The sequence below is a fragment of the Paenibacillus sp. SEL3 genome, from assembly GCF_054602585.1.
The window spans coordinates 5,105,027-5,128,449 of record NZ_CM137725.1 but is presented as its reverse complement, the minus strand read 5'-3'; the positions used below and the strand labels follow the sequence as shown (position 1 = coordinate 5,128,449).

23 protein-coding genes are annotated in these 23,423 nt (G+C 45.6%); 9 read left to right on the top strand and 14 right to left on the bottom strand.

What is annotated here, in order from left to right:
* The first annotated feature begins 148 nt into the window (after positions 1 to 148).
* The 4 genes from ACYCS5_RS23690 (at position 149) to ACYCS5_RS23675 (ending at position 4,294) form a co-directional block, all read left to right on the top strand.
* Complete coding sequence (locus ACYCS5_RS23690) at positions 149 to 970, top strand: YitT family protein (protein WP_029516708.1); 822 nt, start codon at positions 149 to 151, stop codon at positions 968 to 970.
* Positions 971 to 1,142: 172 nt separating this feature from the next.
* Positions 1,143 to 1,331, top strand: a complete 189-nt coding sequence (locus ACYCS5_RS23685) for a hypothetical protein (RefSeq protein ID WP_080658605.1) — start codon at positions 1,143 to 1,145, stop codon at positions 1,329 to 1,331.
* 216 nt (positions 1,332 to 1,547) lie between these two features.
* Complete coding sequence (locus tag ACYCS5_RS23680) at positions 1,548 to 2,726, top strand: putative glycoside hydrolase (RefSeq protein WP_340955076.1); 1,179 nt, start codon at positions 1,548 to 1,550, stop codon at positions 2,724 to 2,726.
* Positions 2,727 to 2,923: 197 nt separating this feature from the next.
* Positions 2,924 to 4,294, top strand: a complete 1,371-nt coding sequence (locus tag ACYCS5_RS23675) for an MATE family efflux transporter (RefSeq protein WP_459760209.1) — start codon at positions 2,924 to 2,926, stop codon at positions 4,292 to 4,294.
* Here the strand turns inward: ACYCS5_RS23675 and ACYCS5_RS23670 are convergent.
* The 5 genes from ACYCS5_RS23670 to ACYCS5_RS23650 all read right to left on the bottom strand — a co-directional run bounded on the left by ACYCS5_RS23670 (position 4,291) and on the right by ACYCS5_RS23650 (position 8,697).
* Positions 4,291 to 4,500 (bottom strand): DUF3906 family protein, encoded by a 210-nt coding sequence (locus ACYCS5_RS23670; RefSeq protein WP_013309710.1) that lies wholly within the window; start codon positions 4,498 to 4,500, stop codon positions 4,291 to 4,293. The two genes, ACYCS5_RS23675 and ACYCS5_RS23670, sit on opposite strands and share 4 nt — an antisense overlap.
* A gap of 117 nt (positions 4,501 to 4,617) precedes the next feature.
* A complete protein-coding gene (gene pfkA / locus ACYCS5_RS23665) occupies positions 4,618 to 5,589 on the bottom strand; it encodes a 6-phosphofructokinase (protein WP_029516704.1) in 972 nt (323 codons plus the stop codon).
* Between the two features lie 23 nt (positions 5,590 to 5,612).
* Positions 5,613 to 6,692, bottom strand: a complete 1,080-nt coding sequence (locus ACYCS5_RS23660) for a tetraprenyl-beta-curcumene synthase family protein (RefSeq protein ID WP_459760208.1) — start codon at positions 6,690 to 6,692, stop codon at positions 5,613 to 5,615.
* Between the two features lie 237 nt (positions 6,693 to 6,929).
* Positions 6,930 to 8,345: an MATE family efflux transporter gene (locus ACYCS5_RS23655; protein ID WP_459760207.1), complete on the bottom strand. Its 1,416-nt coding sequence runs from the start codon at positions 8,343 to 8,345 to the stop codon at positions 6,930 to 6,932.
* A gap of 208 nt (positions 8,346 to 8,553) precedes the next feature.
* The gene (locus ACYCS5_RS23650) at positions 8,554 to 8,697 is read right to left on the bottom strand and encodes a cold shock domain-containing protein (RefSeq protein ID WP_311083471.1); all 144 of its coding nucleotides are present in this window, start codon (positions 8,695 to 8,697) and stop codon (positions 8,554 to 8,556) included.
* Positions 8,698 to 8,924: 227 nt separating this feature from the next.
* On the opposite strand from ACYCS5_RS23650, the gene ACYCS5_RS23645 reads away from it, so the two are divergent.
* The 5 genes from ACYCS5_RS23645 (at position 8,925) to ACYCS5_RS23625 (ending at position 12,880) form a co-directional block, all read left to right on the top strand.
* Entirely contained in the window at positions 8,925 to 9,158 is a 234-nt protein-coding gene (locus ACYCS5_RS23645; protein WP_013309704.1) for a hypothetical protein, read from the top strand.
* A gap of 7 nt (positions 9,159 to 9,165) precedes the next feature.
* Positions 9,166 to 9,354 carry a hypothetical protein gene (locus tag ACYCS5_RS23640; RefSeq protein ID WP_025715827.1) on the top strand — a complete coding sequence of 63 codons (189 nt, stop codon included), beginning with the start codon at positions 9,166 to 9,168 and terminating at the stop codon, positions 9,352 to 9,354.
* A 199-nt stretch (positions 9,355 to 9,553) separates the two neighbouring features.
* Positions 9,554 to 11,350 carry an oligoendopeptidase F gene (gene pepF, locus ACYCS5_RS23635; protein WP_029516700.1) on the top strand — a complete coding sequence of 599 codons (1,797 nt, stop codon included), beginning with the start codon at positions 9,554 to 9,556 and terminating at the stop codon, positions 11,348 to 11,350.
* A gap of 56 nt (positions 11,351 to 11,406) precedes the next feature.
* A complete protein-coding gene (locus tag ACYCS5_RS23630; protein ID WP_340931884.1) occupies positions 11,407 to 11,829 on the top strand; it encodes a LapA family protein in 423 nt (140 codons plus the stop codon).
* A 13-nt stretch (positions 11,830 to 11,842) separates the two neighbouring features.
* The gene (locus ACYCS5_RS23625; RefSeq protein WP_029516698.1) at positions 11,843 to 12,880 is read left to right on the top strand and encodes a M42 family metallopeptidase; all 1,038 of its coding nucleotides are present in this window, start codon (positions 11,843 to 11,845) and stop codon (positions 12,878 to 12,880) included.
* Between the two features lie 151 nt (positions 12,881 to 13,031).
* Here the strand turns inward: ACYCS5_RS23625 and ACYCS5_RS23620 are convergent, their stop codons facing one another.
* The 9 genes from ACYCS5_RS23620 to hemE all read right to left on the bottom strand — a co-directional run bounded on the left by ACYCS5_RS23620 (position 13,032) and on the right by hemE (position 23,344).
* Positions 13,032 to 14,981 (bottom strand): ABC-F family ATP-binding cassette domain-containing protein, encoded by a 1,950-nt coding sequence (locus ACYCS5_RS23620; protein ID WP_459760206.1) that lies wholly within the window; start codon positions 14,979 to 14,981, stop codon positions 13,032 to 13,034.
* Between the two features lie 121 nt (positions 14,982 to 15,102).
* Positions 15,103 to 15,681, bottom strand: a complete 579-nt coding sequence (locus ACYCS5_RS23615; protein WP_029516696.1) for a TetR/AcrR family transcriptional regulator — start codon at positions 15,679 to 15,681, stop codon at positions 15,103 to 15,105.
* An 82-nt stretch (positions 15,682 to 15,763) separates the two neighbouring features.
* Entirely contained in the window at positions 15,764 to 16,570 is an 807-nt protein-coding gene (locus ACYCS5_RS23610) for a DUF92 domain-containing protein (RefSeq protein WP_029516695.1), read from the bottom strand.
* A gap of 168 nt (positions 16,571 to 16,738) precedes the next feature.
* A complete protein-coding gene (locus ACYCS5_RS23605) occupies positions 16,739 to 17,362 on the bottom strand; it encodes a fumarylacetoacetate hydrolase family protein (RefSeq protein ID WP_069011075.1) in 624 nt (207 codons plus the stop codon).
* A 38-nt stretch (positions 17,363 to 17,400) separates the two neighbouring features.
* Positions 17,401 to 18,171, bottom strand: a complete 771-nt coding sequence (locus ACYCS5_RS23600) for a glycerophosphodiester phosphodiesterase (protein ID WP_459760205.1) — start codon at positions 18,169 to 18,171, stop codon at positions 17,401 to 17,403.
* Positions 18,172 to 18,252: 81 nt separating this feature from the next.
* A complete protein-coding gene (locus ACYCS5_RS23595; RefSeq protein ID WP_459760204.1) occupies positions 18,253 to 19,734 on the bottom strand; it encodes a CapA family protein in 1,482 nt (493 codons plus the stop codon).
* Between the two features lie 137 nt (positions 19,735 to 19,871).
* Positions 19,872 to 21,317, bottom strand: coding sequence for a protoporphyrinogen oxidase (hemG, locus tag ACYCS5_RS23590; RefSeq protein ID WP_459760203.1), 1,446 nt, complete (start codon positions 21,315 to 21,317; stop codon positions 19,872 to 19,874).
* A 7-nt stretch (positions 21,318 to 21,324) separates the two neighbouring features.
* A complete protein-coding gene (gene hemH / locus ACYCS5_RS23585; protein WP_039269983.1) occupies positions 21,325 to 22,266 on the bottom strand; it encodes a ferrochelatase in 942 nt (313 codons plus the stop codon).
* 31 nt (positions 22,267 to 22,297) lie between these two features.
* Complete coding sequence (gene hemE / locus ACYCS5_RS23580; protein ID WP_039269982.1) at positions 22,298 to 23,344, bottom strand: uroporphyrinogen decarboxylase; 1,047 nt, start codon at positions 23,342 to 23,344, stop codon at positions 22,298 to 22,300.
* Positions 23,345 to 23,423 lie beyond the last annotated feature (79 nt).

Genomic DNA, 23,423 nt, shown 5'->3' with positions numbered 1-23,423 from the left:
ATTTATCCTTTTTAAAACAGTTTAAATTTTAAGTGTTTCTCTGGACATAGGTCCCTACTCAAGAATATCCACATCGCATTATAGCACAGAACAATTCATGAATACCAGCAAGTTGCTTCCCGTATAATTTAAATGAGGTGAAAATAAGTTGTTAAAAATGGTGTTAAACTGCTTAACTGTCATTCTTGGAGCCGCTGCCATTGCATGCGGTTTTAATCTGTTTCTCGTGCCACACCACTTGCTGAGCGGAGGAGTAGCTGGGCTTTCCATGTTAATCGGCTACTTCACAAAATTTGATATCAGCGCGATGTATTTTATTATCAATATCCCGATGCTTATTACAGGCTGGTTTATTTTAGGCAAGCGTTTTATTAGCCTGAGCATTTTATCCGTTGTCGTTACAACATGGATTTTGGCCTTGGTGCCGGTGCGATCTGTCGTGTCGGACCCCCTGCTAGCCTCCGTTTTTGGAGGAGTGATGATCGGCGTTGGAGCAGGAATTTCCTTTCGGGTAGGGGGATCTACGGGCGGTTTTGACATTATCGGTTCCATCGTCACTCGTTATCGTGACTTCCCCGTAGGAACTGTACTTGTTGGCATGAATGGACTGGTCATTCTTGCAGCAGGATATTTGAACGATGATTGGAATATTGCACTTGCGTCGATGCTATCTATTTTTGTGACTGGCAAAGTGTTAGATCAAATCTATGTCAGTCACACGAAGATTACCGTCTACATTATTACAGAACACACCGACAAGCTACTGGAGCGGATGTTAACCACACCACGCGGTGTTAGCAAAATAAAAATTGAAGGCGCATTTTCACATACTGAAAAAGACATGCTGATGACTGTCACGACACGCTACGAGCTAGTTGAATTAAAACGGATCATTAAAGAAGTGGACCCTTCTGCTTTTGTCAATATTGTGGAAACGGTTGGGGTGATGGGTTCATTTCGCCGAAGATAAGCACAAACCCAAGTGTCAAAATACAGTTTCTGTGGTACACTATATGTGCGCTGTTCCCATAGTATATAAAGACCAGCTTTACCTGCTATTTCACAGGCACTTTGCTTTTCCGAATCGTATTGAATGATTCTTTTGGAATGATTCCGAGCAGGAAAGGGTGATTTTTGTGGAAATGGAAACGGTAAAACTGTCCGACATTGTCTTAAGATGGTATCCGGAAATGCTCCCTTCTCTCAAAAAGGATGAGCTGAACTCGATGATTGTGCTTCGGGACGGGATGTCCATACTCAAGCCAACGGATGCGCTAGAAATTATTCAGTACAGTATTTGCGAGCATCAAGACAATAATTATCTTCAATAAATTTCTTTACCAAGTGCCGCTTCTTCCGGTTGCATCTACAACTGCGAAGAGAGCGGCATTATTTATGCATTTTTATGGATTCAATAAACATAAGTTGGGTTAATCATGTAAGACTGTGCCTGATGATTCCAGTATTGGTTACAAGCGTGTTGTTTTTCGATACATAACTTTACGTATAATCAGGTAAGCGACATCCATAAGGGAGAGAGTTAGGAAATGAATATGATTTGGGCAATTATGCTATTGGCGATGGGGATAGGCGGAAACGGGGACCAGTCAGCCAACACTCCAAATGTAAAAGATACGGTGGCAACAACAATTAGCAGCGCCATGATTCAGGCTCAGCACAATAAGATGAAGGTGGATGCCTCCAATCCTCCGGTTAAAATTGACCCACAACCGACGACTCCTGCTATCAAGGGCATCTATGTCACAGCTTATAGCGCAGGCGGTTCGCGTATGACCCAGCTGCTTGAACTGCTTGATAAGACAGAGCTCAATTCCATGGTTATTGATATTAAAGACGATGCAGGTTATATCACTTATCCAACGTCCAATCCCGAGCTGCTCAAATTGGGCAAGCCGCAAAAATTCATTCGGGATATTTCCGGTTTGATGGACCGATTGAAAAAGCATAATGTTTACCCGATTGCTCGTATTGTCGTATTTAAAGATACGGTACTGGCCAACAAAAATCCCGAGATGTCTTTCCGTAATCCTGACGGCTCTGTCTGGAAAAACGGCAAGGGAGACGGGTTCGTCAATCCCTATAATAAAGAAGTATGGGATTATAATATAGCCATCGCTAAGGAAGCAGCCAAACTTGGTTTTAAGGAAATTCAATTTGACTATGTACGTTTCCCTGAAGGCTTTGAGAAAAGAGCAGACAAGCTGAAATATACCAAATCAGATCAATCCCGCTCGGATGCAGTCGCTGAATTCGTACAATATGCCCGCAGAGAGCTTGCTCCATTAGGTGTACGAGTATCCGTAGATATTTTTGGATATGCCGCATCCGTTCCTGCTGCGGAGGGAATCGGACAGGATTTCACTAAAATTTCCGAAAATGTGGATGTCATTTCACCCATGGTTTATCCAAGTCACTACACCACAGGCTGGTTCGGTGTAAAAGACCCTGATAAGAATCCCTACCAGACGATTAAAGGCTCCATGGTCGATACACACAAAAAGCTAGATCCGACAGGCAAGCTAAAGCCAATTATTCGTCCTTGGATCCAGGATTTTACTGCAAGTTGGTTAGGAAGCGGACATTATGCTAAGTATGGAAAAACTCAAGTAGAGGACCAAATTCGAGCGCTTAAGGATATGAAAGTGGATGAATATTTACTCTGGAATGCCACAAACCGCTATTCAAGCGGAGTAACTTACAAATAATTTATCCCTCTGGACTTCTCGTTATCTAATACGAAATTTAGAAATTATATAATTTTTTTCGAAGGCTGTCCCGTTGTTTGGCGAACGGGTGCAGTCTTTTTTATTACTGTTCAAATGTGGCGGTATCCCTTACAATAAATACTTACATGTTATGATACATACGAATATTCAATCCCTAGTAAATGAGGAAAACAAAAATGCAATTGACTTCAACAACGGGGCAGAAATGGAAGCAGCTTTTATACATTTTGCTCCCTATCCTGATTACCCAGCTTGCACTATCTGCCATGACTTTTTTCGATACGAATATGTCGGGACACTTTTCCCCTGCCGATCTGGCTGGAGTAGCCATCGGAGTAAGTCTGTGGATTCCTGTACAAACAGGCCTTAACGGAATACTTATGGCTATCACACCTATTGTATCTCAATTAGTGGGAGCACAGCGCAAAGATAAAGTCTCCTACTATGTCATTCAAGCACTTTGGCTCTCTCTTGCCCTATCCATGGTCGTTTTGATTGCTGGCATCATTTTGGTCAAGCCTATTCTAAATGGTATGAATCTTGAATGGAGAGTTCATAATGTAGCTCTGTACTACCTTTGTGCGATGGCCTTCGGTATTGTGCCTCTATTTGCCTATACGGTGCTCCGAAGCTTTATGGATGCATTGGGACAAACCCGCTTTACGATGTTAATCACGCTCATGTCGTTACCCATCAATGTCTTGTTGAACTATCTACTTATTTATGGGAACTGGGGTTTTCCGCGTCTGGGAGGTGTAGGCTCCGGGGTGGCAACGGCAACCACCTACTGGATCATTATGCTGGTCGCTGGTATCACTGCGCATCGGGGAAAAATATTTGCCGAATACCGAATCTTCAGCAAAATATACGGGATTGCTGCTAGTGCTTTGAAAGAGCTCATCAAGATTGGAGTACCGATTGGATTTGCAATATTTTTTGAGACTGCCGTCTTTTCAGCCGTCACTCTCTTCATGAGTAGCTATAATACAGCTACCATAGCCGCACATCAGGCCGCGATGAACTTTGCATCTACGTTATATATGATTCCACTCAGCATTTGTATGGCACTTACGATTCTGGTTGGCTATGAAACAGGAGCTACTCGCCCGCGGGATGCCAAAGCTTATAGTGTAATGGGCATCAGCAGCGCAGTAGGTCTATCACTGATTACAGCTATTGTACTGCTTATCTGGAGTGAACAGGTCGCTCGACTTTACTCCACCGATCTGCAGGTCATTCAGTTGGCACAGCATTTTCTAATCTATGCGATTTTCTTTCAGATATCTGATGCTGTCGCTACACCTACACAAGGAGCGCTACGCGGGTATAAAGACGTCAATCCAGCCTTTTTGCTCACATTCCTCTCCTATTGGGTCATTGGGCTTCCTGTAGGATATATACTGGCACGCTGGACTTCATTGGGGCCCTACGGCTACTGGATCGGTTTGATTACAGGGTTGGCAGTAGGCGCTATTTTACTTCTCTGGCGTCTGGTGAAAGTACAACGTCGTTTCTCCGAAAAAAAACAACACGCAGAGGTTATTTAGCCTTTGCGTGTCTCGATTACATATGCTGCGCCTAAAGTTATTCGTTTTTTCTCCACAATAGCCACTTCGTTCAGCTTGGGAGGATATAGAAAGTGTCTCTCCACATGTTGTTCAATCTCTTCAAATGCCTGTTCTTCATTTTCAGCAGCGAGAATGACAGTCAGCGCTCCTTCCGAACTATCCACTTCGATTTTGAATAGGTACATGTATGACTACCTCCTGATAGGACTCAAAGCTAAAAAATAGCGGATGACTCGGGTCATCCGCATAATTTTGATCTTTTCCAATATCAGAACCGATCTACTGTACGTAGAAGGCTCTTATTATTGGGACAAACGCAAAGCAAGTTCATAAAGCTCCATGTTGAAATCTTTTTTAGTATTTACAACCTTGTCAATATCTGTAGCTACCAACTTACCGTCGATCGTTCCGCAAGCCTTATCAGATATGCCCTCGATCAATTGGCGAACAGCAAAGTCACCCAAACGGCTCGCCAGGTTGCGGTCAAACGCGGTTGGTGTGCCTCCACGTTGGATGTGTCCAAGCACTGTAACACGAGGCTCATAATCCGGACAGTTTTCTTGGATTACCTTTGCTACATTTTCGCCTTTGCCTACGCCTTCCGCAACGATAATAATACTGTGGCGCTTGCCATGCTTGAAATTTTGTTTCATACGATCAGATACTTCGTTCAGGTCAAATTCTACCTCAGGCACCAAAATTGTTTCTGCGCCAGAAGCCAGACCCGCATGCAGAGCAATATCACCACAATGACGTCCCATAACTTCCACAATGGAAGAACGTTCATGAGATGACATTGTATCCCGCAGCTTGTTGATTGCGTCCACTACGATACTAACCGCTGTATCAAAACCAATCGTGTAGTCCGTGAAGGAAATGTCATTGTCAATCGTACCCGGAAGACACATGGTTTTAATGCCTTGCTTGGTCAGTTTGTTAGCTCCTTGGTAGGAACCGTCTCCACCAATCACGACTACGCCGTCAATCCCACGGTCACGCAAAATTTGCGCGCCTTTTTTCTGCCCTTCTTCAGTCGTAAATTCCAGGCATCTTGCAGATTGAAGTACAGTACCCCCACGTTGGATAATATCTCCGACGCTTCTCAGATCCATTGGAAAAATATCGTCGTTCAAAAGGCCTTGATAACCACGTTGAATTCCGAATACTTCCAGTCCAAAATACAATCCGCTACGTACGACGGCGCGAACTGCCGCGTTCATCCCTTGTGAATCTCCACCACTTGTTAATACTGCAATTTTCTTAACTGCTGTCATGGTTTATGACCTCCTCAAAATAATCATATAAGCCTTCTTATCCATCGACTGTTTAATAAGAAAAACAAACGCATGAGCGGACTATTTTTCATTAAACGTCTCGAAACAGCGCGAACGTCTTGCTGCTCGCTAACTTTAGGGTCGGATAAATATAAAGCCAGCAATCCCTCGATAATCATCCGGTGAAAGGAGCTGGCAGGGACATCTGCAATATCAGCCCGCGCCCGATTCACAACGTAGGCGATCCGGTTTAGCATCATGTCGGTATCTTCATAATAATTGCAAAAGTTAAGATCTCCGCCCTTCCGGTCTTCGTCTTGATCGATTAGATAATCCAGCAAAATATGAAGACTGCACACATGTGGAAAATACGATGCATGTATTGAGGCAGCCCCCGCATCTGTCAGATGCTGGTCGCTGGCAGCAAGAAACAGCATAAAGACCCCCAGAGTTGAACCGGTAGCCGCAGCAAACTCATTCCAGCGCAACTCTGGTGTACGGTCTTTATGAAGCGACCACCAGTCCAAAAGCGCTTGTTCCCGCAGCTCGGGTTTAATATGCTTGTATACTTGCAAATCCGTGTATAATCGCGCCAAATCCTGAACGTAAGGCATTGCCGCCTCATAGCCCGGAAGCCTGCTTATACAAGACTGACAGGTTGTCACCAGCCCGGTCAAATAACCGCCATCCTCCTGCTCACGACGCAACTCATAATAATTCACTGGCATAGCCTTCGGATTAACCGCATCCAGCATAGCCTGATGCAGCAGCCTGAAATCATCCGGGTCCATGGACGTACTGCGATCACACAGGTTGTCCAAATAATCACTAATGGTCTGATACGCTACGATCAGCGGAATTAGCGTCTGCCGAGCAGACATATTGGCTGCGGCATAAACCGCCCCACCCACGCAGTGAAACGTTTTATCCGCTATGCTCGCAAGCGCCTGGCTTCGCAGCTCCGGGTCCGGAATTTGTTCGGCCTTGCTCTTCCAGTTACTCAATTCTTGTTTCGTTTCAGGGAGAATGTGCTTGTACATTCGGCTCATTAGACCTATGGGGCCTCTCGGTACTTGATAACGTCCTTGCTCAACATAACTCAAATGACGGTGCCTCCACATTGTTGTCTACGTAATTATACCTATCCAAACCATATTCATTATAATATGATCGTCCTTTTAGCACAAATGAACAACCTCACTTTTTTCTTTAAAATTCAAGAAAAATGAGCTGTTCTTACAAAAAGACTTTACACCTGTAATGTTTCATTAGTCAAAAATAGGAGATACACAAAATCTATCCTTATAAGACTTTATTCGCAAATAGTATAAATGGCCTACCTAACCCTTGTCCTCTGTTGGCTTCACGTTTTGGATTCCCTCCCCCATGCTTGCCTGCTTCCATTTCCCGAAAGCATAATAGAAGATGACTGCAACGGCAGAGATAGCAAAACCAACAGGAAAGCTCCACCATACAGCATCTAGACCATACTCATCGACAAATGCATAGGCCAGAGGTATACGAATGCCCCATAATGAAATAATGGTAATTAAAAGCGGTACCATTACGGAACCCGTTGATCGAACAACACCTGTAATGACATTGGTAATACCGAATATAACAAAAGACCACAAGGTGATCAGATTAATCCGCATACCCAATTCCAATGCACCCCCCGTAGAAGGAAGGAACATGAGCAAGGCCTGACGGTTAAACATGTAAATCAATACCACTGCTCCACCAGTCAACACAAAATTATACACAATCCCAATCCAGGTTGTTGTGCGCACTCGATCCCAACGTCCGGCTCCGATATTTTGAGCGGCAAAGGAAGAAACAGCTGCACCTAACGCCATTGCCGGCATCTGCACATAGCTGGACAAATTATTGGCTGCTGTATAAGCTGCAGCTGCAACTGTCCCGTAGCCGTTAATCAGATTCATTAAAGCAATCGCACTGGTAGAGACAGCAATCATTTGCAACCCCATCGGCACTCCCTTACGGACTAGGGTCCAAATAATCTTCCAATCAAATCTAAGTAAGTGAAGCTCTGAAGATGTAATGCGCAAAAAATATTTTACACGATATAGATAAATGAGAATCAACACAAAGCTGATCCCTTGAGCAATCAGGGTAGCAGTAGCGGAACCTCCAATGCCCATAGCAGGAATCGGTCCCCATCCGAATATGAACAGCGGGTTGAGTAGTACATCCAGTACGACGGAAACGATCAGAAAATAAAATGGTGTTTTGGAATCTCCAGCCCCTCTCATTACAGTCATGATGTAATTATAGCCGTACAAAAAGGGCATGCCTGCGAAAATAATACGCGTATACGTGATCGCCATATCTACCGATTCAGCAGGGGTATTGAGTACATGAAGTATCCAAGGCGCACTCAAAAATCCGATAATACCTATAGCAAAAGCGAGCACCAGAAAAAAGACTGCACTTGTACCTACTACACGCTTGGTTTCAGCTACGTCTCCTGCTCCGATATTTTGTCCAATCATAATACTGGCAGCCATGGTGACGCCAAAAATCGAACTGATAAGAAAAAACATTATAATATTTCCGTTGGAAGCGGCAGTCAAGGCGGCCTCCCCCAGAAATTTCCCAACCCAGATCGAATTAATCGTTCCATTCAGGGACTGCAGAATGTTGCCGAACAGCATCGGCAAAGAGAACATAAACAGCGTTTTAGCAATAGGACCTTCAATCAAGCAAGGCTTACGACTAGCCTCTGCTGCACTCATTTTCTCAACTCCTTCAATCTATAATGTCTTCTGCCTAGTTTTATTACGTATAATACCCTATTCCTGCTCAATCTTCTCATATCATAAACGTATTTACGCAAAAAAGCGCAGTCCCTTAAAATAAAGGAACTGCGCTCTCAATTCATAGTTTAACCGTAATATATAAGACATCCGTAGAAACGGAACCATTCTTACAATTCAGTTACACTTACAGTTTGATTACGTTAGCTGCTTGGGGTCCACGGTTACCTTCAGTAATTTCGAATTCAACCGCTTGACCTTCTTCCAAAGTTTTAAAGCCGTCGCCTTGGATTGCGGAGAAATGTACGAATACGTCCTCGCCACCATCCATTTGAATGAAGCCATAACCTTTTTCTGCGTTAAACCATTTAACTGTACCTTTCAAGTGAACAACCTCCTAAAAATACCGCCATCTATGGCGAATATCCATATTATACTTCATGCTTTTTCACAATGCAATTGATGTTTTTCCGGGTTTTTTGGGCTGGAATGATTTGCTTTTGCGGCGGAAACTGCGGTATCATGAACCAAAACATCTATAAAATCGGAGACATGCATATGATGAAAAAACACGAAATATACAAAAAAGACAATTGGAACATGATGACTGTCGAGGTGCAGGGCCGTTACATCGTTCTACGGGAAATATCCGATGATTGGGGCGAGGAAGCCCACACGTTTTTAAGCCGCCCGGCGCTGATGCATTGGGCTCAAAATCGGTTTCCCAAGCAGTCCTTTCAAGATAATGAGGAAGAGTGGCAGCGGATCATGAACGCTTTCAAACAGGTCTAGCCTATTCATGGTGTCCAACAGCTATCTCATCTTCATTATTCTGGCCTTCACGCTGGGCGGAGTGCTGATCATGAAGCGTGATACGATACCGACTCCTCTCAAAAAGTGGATGGCCCTCACTGCTGTAATCATGGTTTGCCTTGCCTTTTATCTCATTGTATACAGCTTATTAAATATAGGTTCCAACCCACAGTAAGGAAAATTATACTTTCGGGCGTAAGAGGTCATACTATGGCATAACAAGCCATGGTATAAGGAGGATCTGCCGTTACATGCATCCTGTAAAACCTCTTGCCCTGCTGCTTACGGTAAGCGTGGCGGTTTCTTCGTTTTGGCATCCGTCCCTTACTGCCGCAGCCCTACCCCACATTACGTTCGATCAGAGGAGGCTCTCCATGAGTGAAATTGTAAAACGCGCTGATGCGCCAGTGGAAAATACATGGAAATTGGAAGATCTGTTTCCCAACCGCAAAGCATGGGATCAAGAATACGAAGAAGTCAAACAACTAGCCAAAAAGGCTGAACAATTCCAAGGCAAGCTCAATTCAGCAGAATCGATTGGCAACTGCTTTAAATTGGAAGATGAATTGTCGCTCAAAACCGAGCGTGTATATGTGTACGCACATCTGCATCATGATGAGGATACAGCTGAACCTACATACCAGGGTCTTTCGCAAAAAGCCAAAAAATTAGGCGTTGAGGTTAGCGAGTCTCTTTCTTTTGTGACACCTGAAATTTTGGCACTGCCAGATCATCAGCTCGATGCCTTCATTGAAGATCCGAAGCTTGCAGATTATCGGTTCACCCTTCAAGAAATGAAGCGGGAAAAAGCACATATTTTGGGCAAGACAGAAGAAGCGCTGCTCGCTCAGGTTGGCAATCTGGCTCAAGCCCCGCAAACGATTTTCGGCATGCTCAACAATGCTGATCTGAAGTTTCCAAAAATTAAGGATGAGAACGGCAAAGAGGTTGAGCTGACTCATGGCAGCTACATTCAATTCCTCGAAAGTCCACACCGCGAAGTACGCGAACGTGCTTTTAAAGCGGTGTATGACACGTATGCCAAAAATAAAAATACAATTGCTTCTACACTAAGTGCCAATGTGAACAAAAATATTTTTTATTCTCGTGTTCGCAAATACCCTTCTGTACTGGAAATGTCACTATACGGTGACAATATTCCGAAGGAAGTGTATACGAATCTCATTGACACCATTCATGAAAGCTTGCCCCTGCTCCATCGTTACATGAAGTTGCGTAAGAAGTTGTTAGGTGTGGATGAGCTCCATATGTATGATTTGTTCGCTCCACTTGTGGACGAATACAAGATGGACATTACGTATGAAGACGCCAAAAAGCAAACAAAGGAAGGCCTTAAGCCACTGGGCGCGGACTATCTGGCTTCGTTGCAAAAAGGCTATGATGAGCGCTGGATCGACGTATACGAGAATGAAAACAAACGTACGGGTGCATACAGTTGGGGAGCTTATGGTACCCACCCCTATGTGTTGCTGAATCATAAAAATAACCTGAACAGCATGTTCACACTTGCTCATGAAATGGGGCATGCGTTGCATTCGTACTATTCAGACAACGCATTGAAGTATAGAGATGCACAGTACACCATTTTCCTGGCTGAAGTGGCATCCACAACCAATGAAGCGTTGCTAATGGACTACCTGCTGAACAAATCAACCGATCCAAAAGAGAAAATGTACCTTCTCACCTACTATGCAGATCAATTCCGCACAACGGTATTCCGTCAAACCATGTTTGCGGAATTTGAGAAAATTGTACATGAACGCGCTGAACAGGGGGAATCCCTCACACCGCAGCTTTTATCAGAGATTTACTATGATCTGAATGTGAAATACCACGGACCAGGCATGAAGGTAGATAAAGACATTGAAATGGAATGGGCACGAATCCCCCATTTTTATAACAGTTTTTATGTCTACAAATATGCTACTGGCTTCTCGGCAGCAACCAGTTTCTCGAAACAGATTCTGGAAGAAGGCCAGCCAGCCGTTGACCGTTACTTGGGCTTCTTGAAGAGCGGTGGCAGTGATTATTCAATCAATATTTTGAAAAAAGCTGGCGTTGACATGTCCTCTCCGCAGCCGATTCGCGAAGCGATGAGCGTATTCGAAGAAGTCATCACAGAAATGGAAAAGCTAACTGAAGGAAAGTAAAACCGTGCGCACTTAAAATCCAGCATTGAAATGATGCACGGATAAATCCCTTGTCCATGGCGGGCAAGGGATTTTATAATGTAACGGAAGGAGGTGGCATTTTGAAAACACAATGGTCTTTGATCGCAGCTCTTGTTATTGCTTTGTTAACAGCTGTATTTGCTGTTATTAATGTGAATTCGGTTCAAGTGAACCTTCTATTCAGTATGGTCAGCATTCCTTTGATTCTGCTTATTCTCGGTTGCACTCTTCTAGGTGGACTTATTGTCGGTTCTTTCGGTATTTTCCGCCAATATAGGCTTCAGAGGGAGATTAAACGTCTGACGACTCAGCTTCATACACTACAAGAAGAGCACACATCCACGGTAGAAGCAAACGCGGATGTGATCTATGACACGACTGGTTCTTCCAGCACAGGGTCTACATCCGACCAAGATATAGAGCAACCGTCCTCTAACTCTGATCGGTTGTCCAAATGAGGAGGAGCAACAAATGACGATTCAATTAAATGAGAATTATATGATGAACTTTTTAAATCAGCTACTGAACACACCCAGTCCCAGTGGATATACACACCATGTGATGGAGCTGATTCGTCAAGAAGCGGAAAGCCTCGGGGTACAAATCGAATGGAATGCAAAAGGCGGTGCCATCTTGACTCTGGAAGGTCAGGAAACGGACCATACGGTGGCGCTGAGCGCACATGTGGATACATTGGGCGCAATGGTGCGTTCCATTACAGCACAAGGCACCCTACGTCTGACATCCGTCGGCGGCTTCATGATGAACAGTATTGAGAATGAATACTGCCTTATTCATACCAGAAGCGGACAAACGTATACAGGCACTATTCTGTCCAGCCATCCATCTGTGCACGTCTATGATGATGCACGGAGCTTTGAGCGCAAGGAGAGCCATATGGAGGTACGGATTGACGAGCTTGTCGAGTCAAAAGAAGACGTGCTTCAGCTCGGTATTGCAGTGGGCGATTTTATTTCGTTCGATGCGCGTCCAGTCGTAACACCAAGTGGATTTATCAAGTCACGGCATCTGGATGATAAAGCTAGTGTAGCTGCGCTGTTTGGTTTACTGGAATCTGCTGTACATGGAAACTGGAAGCCTCGACATACCGTTAAATTGCTCATTTCTAACTACGAGGAAGTGGGGCACGGAGCGGCTTACATACCTGAAGGAATCAGTGAGATGATAGCTGTCGATATGGGCTGTATGGGTGAAGATCTGAGCTGCAAGGAAACGGATGTTTCTATCTGTGCCAAAGATTCCTCCGGGCCTTACGACTATACTATGACAACCCGTCTAATTGAGCTGGCCAAAGAGCTGAATATTCCGCATGCGGTAGATATTTATCCACACTACGGTTCGGACGCTTCGGCTGCACTACGAGCAGGTAATAACATCCGTGCTGCGTTGATCGGCCCTGGCGTACACGCCTCCCATGCTATGGAGCGCACGCACAAGCAGGCCGTGGTGAACACTGCCCATCTGCTTGCAGCTTATGTGACAGTTTAATTCGAATAACGACAATCAGCCTGTTACATCGTCGAATAGATCAGTAAATAAAAAAGCAAGTCTTCCGGTTTTTCGGATACTTGCTTTTTTAGTCTGAGCAACATGAAGAAATAGCTCTGGCAGAATGCTATTAATGTGGCTTTATCATTGCTTAAGATTTACTTTGTTCAATCTGCTCGGCCAGCTCATTAAGGTAGGTCCAGCGTTCCATTTGGTGCTCCAAATGCTGTTCTGCCTTCGCTTGCTCAGCCATGAGCTCCTGTAGTCGTGCTGAATCACTAAAAGACTCTTCCATCTGCCGCTGAATGTCGGCCAACTTCTGTTCGGCTTGTTCAATCAGCTCATCAATTTGCTCATATTCCCGCTGTTCCTTAAAGGTGAATTTAAGCTTGGTTTTACTTGTCTCCTTGACTGACTCGGAAGGACCCGCAGACTTAGGCGTGGAAGAGCGATTCGAGGAAGCCGTACTCGTCGAGACAGACGTATTCACAGAAGATTGAGCATTTTTACTAATCCATTCTGCATACTCGCTATAGTCGCCTACATGTACACGTACCTGTCCATCCCCTTCAAACGCCAGTATTTTGTCCACTGTTCGATCCAGGAAATAGCGATCATGAGAAACAATAAACACCACGCCCGGGAATTCATCCAGATAGTCTTCCAAAACGGAAAGGGTTTGAATATCCAGATCATTTGTTGGTTCATCCAGCAATAGCACATTCGGTGCCGACATCAGAACACGAAGCAGATACAAGCGCCGTTTTTCACCCCCGGACAGCCTGGAAATAACCGTCCATTGCGCGCTTGGTGCGAACAGGAAACGCTCCAGCATTTGTGCAGCTGTAATCGTCGAACCGTCTGCTGTACGAATCACTTCGGCTTCTTCCTTAATATATTCAATAACACGTAAAGACTCGTTCATTTCCTGATGTTCCTGAGTAAAATAGCCAAGCTTCACCGTCGGTCCCAGCACAACGTTGCCGGAATCCGGTTCTATATGCTGGGCAATCATTTGGAGCAAAGTGGATTTCCCACTACCGTTAGGACCTAGGATACCAACACGATCACCAGGAACCGCAATGTAGCTCAAATCCTGTATTAGCTTACGAGAATCTACCGATTTGGAAAGATGCTCGATCTCCAATATTTTTTTACCCAGACGTGTGGAGGCGACGGACATATCTACAGATCCAGAACGAGCTTCCGGTTGCTGATCCCTAAGCTGCTCATATCGGTCAATACGCGCTTTCTGCTTGGTGGAACGAGCCTTTGCTCCACGGCGGATCCAAGCCAGCTCATTACGCAGCAGGTTCTTCCTTTTTTGTTCCGTAGACGCTTCCCGCTCCTCGCGTTCTGCCTTCAGCTCCAGAAAACGGGTATAGTTAGCCTCATAACGGAAAAGGCGACCATGATCGAGCTCCAGCATGACATTTGCAACTCTATCCAGAAAATAGCGATCATGCGTGATCATTAACAACGCACCACGTCTTTTTTGCAAATACTGCTCCAACCATTCAACGGACTCATTATCAATATGGTTTGTGGGCTCGTCCAGAATGAGCAGCTCGCAGGGTTGGATCAAAGCCGCCGCCAAAGCCACCCGCTTACGTTGCCCACCGGATAGAACGCCCATACGAGACTCAAACTGGGTGATCCCCAGTCGGGTAAGTATATTTTTGGCCTCACTCTCCAGCTGCCATGCCTGGAACGTATCCATTTGCTGACTTGCTCGCAATAGACGTTTTTGAAGCTCCTCGCTACCCGGATTTAATTCCAACAACTCCATGGTTTCTGTGTATTCACGGACCGCTTTCATCTCAGGCTGACTGCCATGAAAAATATGCTGGAGTACCTTCATTTCAGGATCAAACTCCGGATTTTGTGCTAGATACTGAATTCGCACATCGTTGTTCACTGCAATATTGCCATCATCCGGCGGCTCTAAGCCGGAAATCACGCGTAAAAATGTTGATTTACCGGTGCCATTTACACCAACGACCCCTATTTTGTCACGTTCATCCATACCAAAGGAAGCATCCTCAAACAACATTTTCTCGCCATAGCTTTTCGTTATATGTTCAACGGTCATAATATTCATACGGATTCCCTACTCTTCCCCAATTTTGTGATGCATCCTGTTTATTTTAACACAGACACAGCCAATGATTAAAAAAACCGTTATCTGAATGAATTCAGTACGGTTTCTTAGCAATAAGATGTCAGGATTTTTGTATTCCGGCTTTACAGCCATGCATAAATAAGTTCGCTGCTAGTTCAGCCGTCTGATCCACGTCACATTCTCGGAAATCTTTATTTAATAAAATATCCATTTTTAGGCGCTCCAACATCCCAATGAATGCCTTCGCATGAAACTCGGACTGCTGTACACCCTCTGACGCCAGTTTATTTTTGACCAAATCAGTATAGTCCTGAATAAATCCCCGCATAAACTCCATTAGATCGGGGTCACTGTTGGGGGTCATAAAAAATAATTTCGTATGCTGCTTGCGCTTGAAATAGTAGTGCAGATGCAAATTTGCCATCCGCAGCAGACCTTCTCCCAAAGTACGATTGATTAATGCGCCTTGCATTTCGGCTAGGTATTGCTCGCAATCTCTACGTGTGACTGCTGTAAATAGCTGCTCTTTGCTTTTAAAGTACAAGTATACTGTGCCTTTGGCAACTCCCGCTTGTTCTGCAATCTCGGAAATTTTGCTTTCATAAAAGCCTTTGGTGCCAAAGACTGTGTAAGCGGCGTCCAAAATGGCTTCATATTTATCTCCGTGTATATCGCCCATCTTAGCACCTCCTTATACAAGGATCGAAACACCGTCAATTCTTATAATAATTATTCCCTTGTAACGATCCCCAGCTCCGTGTTCAGAGTATAAGAAAAATACCTGCAAGAGCGACCAATCCTCCGAAAATAGAACTAATGCTATTCACCCGATCATTACTCATCCAACGCCAGCCTCGTACATAGACTGTCGTTTGTCCACAATGTGAGTCTACTTCTACTTCCCGTCCACAAACCGTGCAGGAACGCATCATTTGCACCGTAGCACCAAGATAGGAATCAGCAAAGGCTCCGGCGCTACCGGAGATACCTCCAACCAGTGCCCACAGCCATAACGGCAAGCTCGGCGTTCCTATGGCGTGTCCAAAGCCCCATGCACCTATGCCAATCAGTACACCCCCAGCCAAGGCCGCAGCCGTTCCCAATACAGATACTCCGCCTGAGGTTCCAGGTGCCAGCACCTTCCCGTTAAGCACTGAACGGGGTGGCTTACGACTCAGACTGCCAAATTCCGTTGCCCACGTATCGGAAGTGACCGTAGCCATGACACCGACAAAAGCCAGCTGCCACGTAACATGGGGCCATATCGCATAACCCAGGCATAACAGCATACCTAATCCCCCATTAGCCCATACTTGGCCTGCATCCCGGTTGCCGGTTTTGGCATACGATTTTTCCAGCTCAGCCTTGCGCTCCTTTTTGAACCTCGACAGGAGGGTTGACGTGATAAAGAACAAGAGCAATGTGCCGAACCAGAACAGGTTACCCGCCCCATAATATACGGTTCCCATCAGTACAGCCGCAGCAAAGCCAGATAAGGTTAAGGATTTTTTATAAAATGCAGCTCCCGCCACCACAGCAGCACAAAGCAATCCGATGATCCAGTCCATGATATACCCCCGCTTTTGAAATGAATCTCCGTTTTTCTTTATTCGTTCTGTATATTATTGTACAACGCTCCACGCTTATATAAAAGCCGTGTCCCATGCTTTGGCACAGGACACGGCCTTCAAAACATTCCCTTTTTTAATCCTCTTCTGTGGATTCCGTTCACAAATTTATGCGATGGTGAAGCTTCCCTGACGCTCACTCCCCCAGAAAAGCTCAAAGCGATCCCCGCTTGCTGTAGGCCCTACTCCTGCTGGAGTACCTGTAAAAATAATATCTCCCTCGCCCAGTCCATAATGAGTCGCTATATATTCAACGATGTGCTGGATAGAAAAAATCATATTTTTGACATGTCCACGCTGCACTTCCTGTCCATTTTTGAGCAAGGAAAAATCCTGCAGCTCCAGCATGTCCAATTGTTCTAAAGGCAGGAATGGTGTCACGGGAGCAGACGATTTAAAGCCTTTGGCGGCGGTCCATGGATGGCCTTTTTTCTTGAGAGCACTTTGTACATCACGCAGGGTAAAATCGATGCCGAATGCAAATGCGTTCAGACACGTATCTGCGGACATGCCCGGTTCGTATTTACGTCCTACAGCTACAACCAGCTCAGTCTCAAAATGAATATCTCCCTGCCCCTGCGGAAGCTCCAGCGTGGCGCCATCCAGCGGCACAACCGCATGAGACGGCTTCAAAAAAATCATTGGTTCTGCGGGAACCTCATTACCCAGCTCCTCCGCATGCAGTTTATAATTGCGCCCAACACAGTAAACATTACGAATTTCCACGTTCATTACGACCCTTCACCCTTCCCGCGTATGTAGTCCAATTATTAATGTATAAGTTTACGTATATAGTGCCACATCCGATGCTTGGAAAGCAAAAAAACCCGTTCCCAGCGATCCGGCCAATTGGTGCAAATCATCAATTCAGGATGCAATGAGGCCAATTTCCGCATTATACGGCGGTCATCCACCGTCCACGCCATGACAGTAATACCGCGTCCAGTGAGATCTTTCATCGAGTTTCGATCCAAACGCGGATAGCCTATAGATAAAAAAGTGCATTGTAGCTGTTCCAGTTGCTTTGCCAAGTCATCTGGACGCGCGTCAATAATCAATCCGCTACGGATCTCAGGACACAGCTCCTTAGCCCGGCGTAATGCAGCACGCTCAAAAGAGGTTAATACCACCTCTCCCTCCATCCCTCTCATCGCAATTTCACGGAGTACGGCTTTCTCCAGTCCTGGATACATATCTCCCGCTGTTTTAAGCTCAATATTGAGCGATACGCGGCCACGACATAAATCCAGTACCTGTGCGAGGGAGGGGATTATTTCTCCACGGTATTCTGCACTTTTCCAGCTACCAGCATCAAGTTGTTGCAATGCTTTCCAGTCCGAATCCTTTACTCTCCCTGTACCATTCGTCGTTCGCTCCAGCGTAAAATCATGAATTACCACCGGAACACCGTCCTTTGACAGCTGTACATCCAGCTCAATCCAGTGTACAAATGGTTGCTCCAACGCAAGCTGAAAGGCTGCCATCGTGTTCTCAGGAGCAATCCCCGAAAAACCGCGGTGAGCCACACACAAATTATTCATCTTGTTATGACCTCCATCCACAAAGGAGTCCCTCATACGTTCATTCCGTCAATTCTTATATTAACAATTTCTTTCGAAATTCTATTGAGCACTTACTGTACCATCCGTCCCAATCGAGACATTTCCCGGTGACAGTGCCGCCACTCTCTGCAAAATTTTGCTGGCCTCCGTATCCTTCAATGGGATCGGCTGACCCAGCTCCGCCCGATAAGGGGTCAGCTTCATCTCGCAAGCCCCATTACGGGTACAGGTTGCCTGAAATATCGCTGTATCCCAAGTGGCTGGCACCGTTGATTTAGAAAAAATAAAATTGCCTGTGCTGTATGCAATCCATTTACCTTTATATTGCTCCATCCCTTGAAGCACATGTGGATGACCGCCAATGACAAGATCAGCTCCAGCATCAATAAAAGCGTGCGATAACTCGGTTTGATGGGGCTCAAGTGCAGTTGCGCGCTCCTTCCCCCAATGGGTAATGACAATCACCAGATCGGCCTGCATTCGTGCCTCACGGATAGACTTTACGATAGCGGTCGAATCATAGGCTCCTGCTACACCGGGCTGTTTGGCGCCCGCATTCCAGTTGGCTTCAGGCATAACACGTGTAGTCCCCAACAAGGCAATTTTGATCCCTTTACGTTCAAAATAATGCGGTGCATATGCTTCTTTTGCATTACGTCCGGCTCCAGCATGGGCTATACCCTTTTCATCCAGGTATTTCAGTGTATCCAGTAATCCGCCTGTGCCCTGATCCAAAATGTGATTGTTGGCCAAATTGACAGCGTCTATCCCTGCCGCAGCCAACGCAGTTAACGCTTTGGGCGAAGATTTATACACATACGTTTTATTTAACGCACCCACACCATTCGTTGTCACGGGCGTTTCCAGATTGGCAATCGTCAAATCGTCTTTATGAAACAAGTTTCCGAGATATTGATACGGAAAATCAAACCCATTCTGCTCCAAACGCTGCTCAACTTTACCGGAAAACTGCACATCCCCTACAAAGTGAAGCGTGACTGTCGGAGAGTCTGCACCGTCTGTTTTGGATTTCTTTATATCCTCCGTTCCTCCCTTATCGGTGGATGGATTACCGTCGTATATATCCTTATTGGACGTATCGTTCTGTGCTTGCCCGTCTTTCCCCGAGGACAATTTTGCTCCTGTGGAACTGCCTTCGGGAGCATCTGTGTCAGACGTTGTCGCGGGACGATTGCTTGTGTCTGAAGCAGCAGATTGCTTTGTTTCATCGTCAGCAAATTTCTTTTCTGCATGGGGGCCTTCATCCAGCTGTTTATTTGACAAGGCTGTAACATTTTCACTGACCGAGGGAGTAGACCGATCTTCACTAGCAGATCCTGTTTGGATTTTCTTCTCCGTTTGCGAATACCCGGCATTTTCCGCAAGAGAGCCACTGTTGTCGTGTTCAAATATGTAATAATAACCGAAAAGACCTACAATCATAAGCAGTAGGACCAGATTTGTAATGATCCAAGCCTTGCCTATTTTTGGTTTTCTTGCTTTTTTGCGACCTTCATTTCGCTGTGATCTGGGAGGGTACATTCTTCACTCCTTCTATGCTATTGCATTTGCATAACTTCTTTATTAGCTGGCGAACTTTACACCTTCTCCATTATATATCAAATTTCAATATAAATAGAACCCCTCGCCTGGATCGCGAAGGGTTCATTATCGAACATTTACACCTGTACCTTGACTGCTTCCTGTTGTGTCGTTTGGACGGCATTGGAGGCCCATTCCTTAGCCTGACGGATGCAATCCGGTAAGCCAATTGCATCATAGCCAGCGCCCAACACATACACTCCCGGCATCTCAGTGCGTAACTCTTCACGCAAATCAGCTATAGCCTGCGGGTGCCCTACCGGATATTGCGGCATGGAATTGCGAAGACGTGTAATTTCCGTGAACAACGGAGTCGCTGTAACTCCCATCATCTCTTTCAGATCCTTACGTACCAGTCCAATCAACTCATCATCCGGTAACTCTACAGTGTCTTCAGCTCCTGCTCGCCCTACATAACAGCGCAACAGCACCTTATCATCCGGGCTGGTATGAAGCCACTTGGCAGACGTCCATGTGCAAGCGGTCACGCTGCGTCCTTCTTTACGAGGAACCAGAAAACCAGAACCGTCAAAGACGTTCTCAATATCTGTTTTATCGAAGGCTAGGACCACGTTTGCTACGGAGACGTAATTAACAGCTTCCAGTGCAGCCACATTGACATGATCTCGCAATAGCGGCGCAGCAGCAAAGTTGGGAGTCGTTACAAAAATATCATCCGCCTCCAGCATCTCTCCATTGTCCAGCATAACGCGATATGGGCTGCCTTCACTTGGCGGTGTCTTTGTGAATTCTGTAACAGCAATACCGGTGCGTAAATCACAGTCATACAAATCATTCAGTAACGCATGCACCAAACTTTGCAAGCCTTGACGGAAGGTCAAAAAGGCGCTTTTTTTCGTACCCGTATGTGTTTCAGCTGGTTTTCGACCTGTCATCATTCCGTGAATGAGACTTCCGTATTGCTTCTCTACCTCAGCAAATTGTGGGAAGGTCGCTTGCAAACTTAGTGTCTTCATGTTGGCAGCATAAATCCCTGCCAATAGTGGTTCGGTTACATTTTCTAGCACTTCTTTGCCAAGTCGGCGTTCAATAAAATCACCCAACGCCTCATCTCCCGGTACACGGCGAGGCGGAATGACAAAATCCATCATAGCCCGCATTTTCCCGCCTAAAGAGATCAAGCCGCTGCGCAAAAAGGGTTTCAGCTCCGTTGGAATCCCCAGCACCAGTCCAGGGGGCATCGGATGAAGCTGTCCTTCATGCAAAATGTATGTCTTTTTAGCCTCAGGATTCGTGCTCACCAGTTCATGATCCAACTCCAGCTCTTTTGCCAGGTCTATCATGGCCGTTTTACGGGCCAGAAAGGAATCTGGCCCCTTTTCAATCACAAAACCATCTTTATGCAGTGTTTCAATTTTTCCACCCAGCACGGATGCTTTCTCCACCAGCGTAATTCGAGGTGTGTAGCCAGCTTCTTTGTACATTTTTCGTGTATAAAAAGCAGTGCTAAGCCCGGTCAAGCCTCCGCCTACAATTACAATATTACGTAACCTTTGCTCCATTATGTCCTCATCCCTTTTTCCATTGGTCTATGATGACATCACTAAGCGTCTCCATATACAGTGGATCACTGTTGAGTGAATCAATACGCTGAAAACGCATATCCAATTCCTTCGCCAACGCCTGTGCTTCAATATCCAGATCGTATAACACCTCTAAGTGATCAGAAACAAAGCCAACTGGTGCAGCCAGCACATACTCCACTTGCTCCTCTTTAAGACTGTGCATGGTATCCAAAATGTCTGGCCCCAGCCATGGTTCTGCTGTACGACCGGCGCTTTGCCACGTAAACTGCCAGTTGGTAATCCCCACCTTATCCGCAACAGCCTGCGAAGTAGCCATTAATTGCTCTACATAAGGATCACCCATAGCCAAAATCCGCTCAGGCAAGCTGTGCGCACTAAATAGAACACGAACCTCATCCCGCTTGGCTCCAGCTTCTTCAAAAAGCGCCAGCTTGGCGTTCACACGCTCAGTTAGCGTCTTAATCAACTTTGGATGAAGATAATAGCTCTCCACAAATGATATGGCCAGATCCAGTTCCTGTGCCTTAGCCTGTGCGCGCTTAATATAAGTGCCTACACTCATAACGGAATAATGCGGAGCCAGCACGACACCCACCGCAGCACGAATGCCATCTTGCACCATGGCTTCCACACCGTCCTCAATAAACGGTTTCGCATGTTTGAGTCCCTGATAACAGGCAAATTCAATGTCCGGGTTGCGATTTTCCCGATTTAGGGTTTCCTGCAGGTTTTGAACCTGCCGATCCGTATTCTGACGCAGCGGAAACACACCGCCCACAATAGCTTCATAACGATCCTTTAATTCCTTTAGCTGTCCCGGCGAGGGAGCATTACCGCGACGGATATGTGTATAGTAGGCTTCCACCTGATCCAGACTTTCTGGCGTCCCGTAGGACATAACCAGTACACCCACTTTGGTTTTCATTAGCAGATCACCTCTTAACATTTCTAATGGTTTAATTCTTTGACAAAATCGAGTGGGAATACTCATGTACATAATCAGTAAGCTCTCTTAGCTTATCTAGCGAGGCTTCAGGAAATAAACCGTGACCGAGATTGAAAATGTAACCCGGCTCCAAGATACCTTCATCTACAATGGTTTTCGCATACTGCTTGATAACATCTATTGGCGCAGTAAGCACATAAGGATCCAGATTTCCCTGTACACCAAAACCGTTGCCCAAGCGACGACGTCCTTCAGGTATACTTACCCGCCAGTCCAGTCCAATCACATCGGCTTTTAACCCATTCAAGTGTGGGAGCAATTCACCAGAGCTTACGCCCGGAAAATAAATTTTAGGTACATCCAGATCAGATAATTCATGAAAAATACGTGTGATAGTCGGCAGCACAAAAGTTTGAAAATCATAGGGCGAGAGCGCACCTACCCAACTATCAAACAATTGAAAAGCCTTACCGCCATTAGCGATATGAGCTCGCACGTATGTAATAACCATGTCCCCTAGCTTATCCATCAGGCGATGCCACAACTCAGGCTCTCCATACATCATCGCTTTGGTGCGAATATATCCTTTGGAGGGTCTTCCTTCTATTAAATAGCTTGCAATGGTAAAAGGCGCTCCAGCGAACGTAATCAATGGCACTTTCAGTTCACGGTCCAAAATGCGGATCGTTTCCAAAATATGGCCCAAATCGCGTTCCACATCAATTGGACGCAACTTGTCTACGTCTGCAGCTGACCGGATCGGATTATCAATAACCGGTCCAATATTTTTGACAATATCAAAATCAACCCCTAGCGAGGCCACCGGATTCATAATATCAGAATATAAAATTGCAGCGTCCACCCCGAGCTTGCGCACGGGCATTAAAGTCACTTCTGCGGCCAACTCGGGCTGGCGGCATATCTCAAGCAACGTGTATTTTTCTTTAATTTTGCGATACTCAGGGTCATACCTTCCGGCCTGCCGCATGTACCATACGGGAATATGATCCACAGCTTGCTTGCGGCAAGCGCGGATAAAAGTATCATTGTAGGTCATGACTTCAGCCTCCAGTTCGAATCATAAATACTATATTTTAATTATGCCCTTTTTCAAGAGTCGTAACAACCGTAGCTCT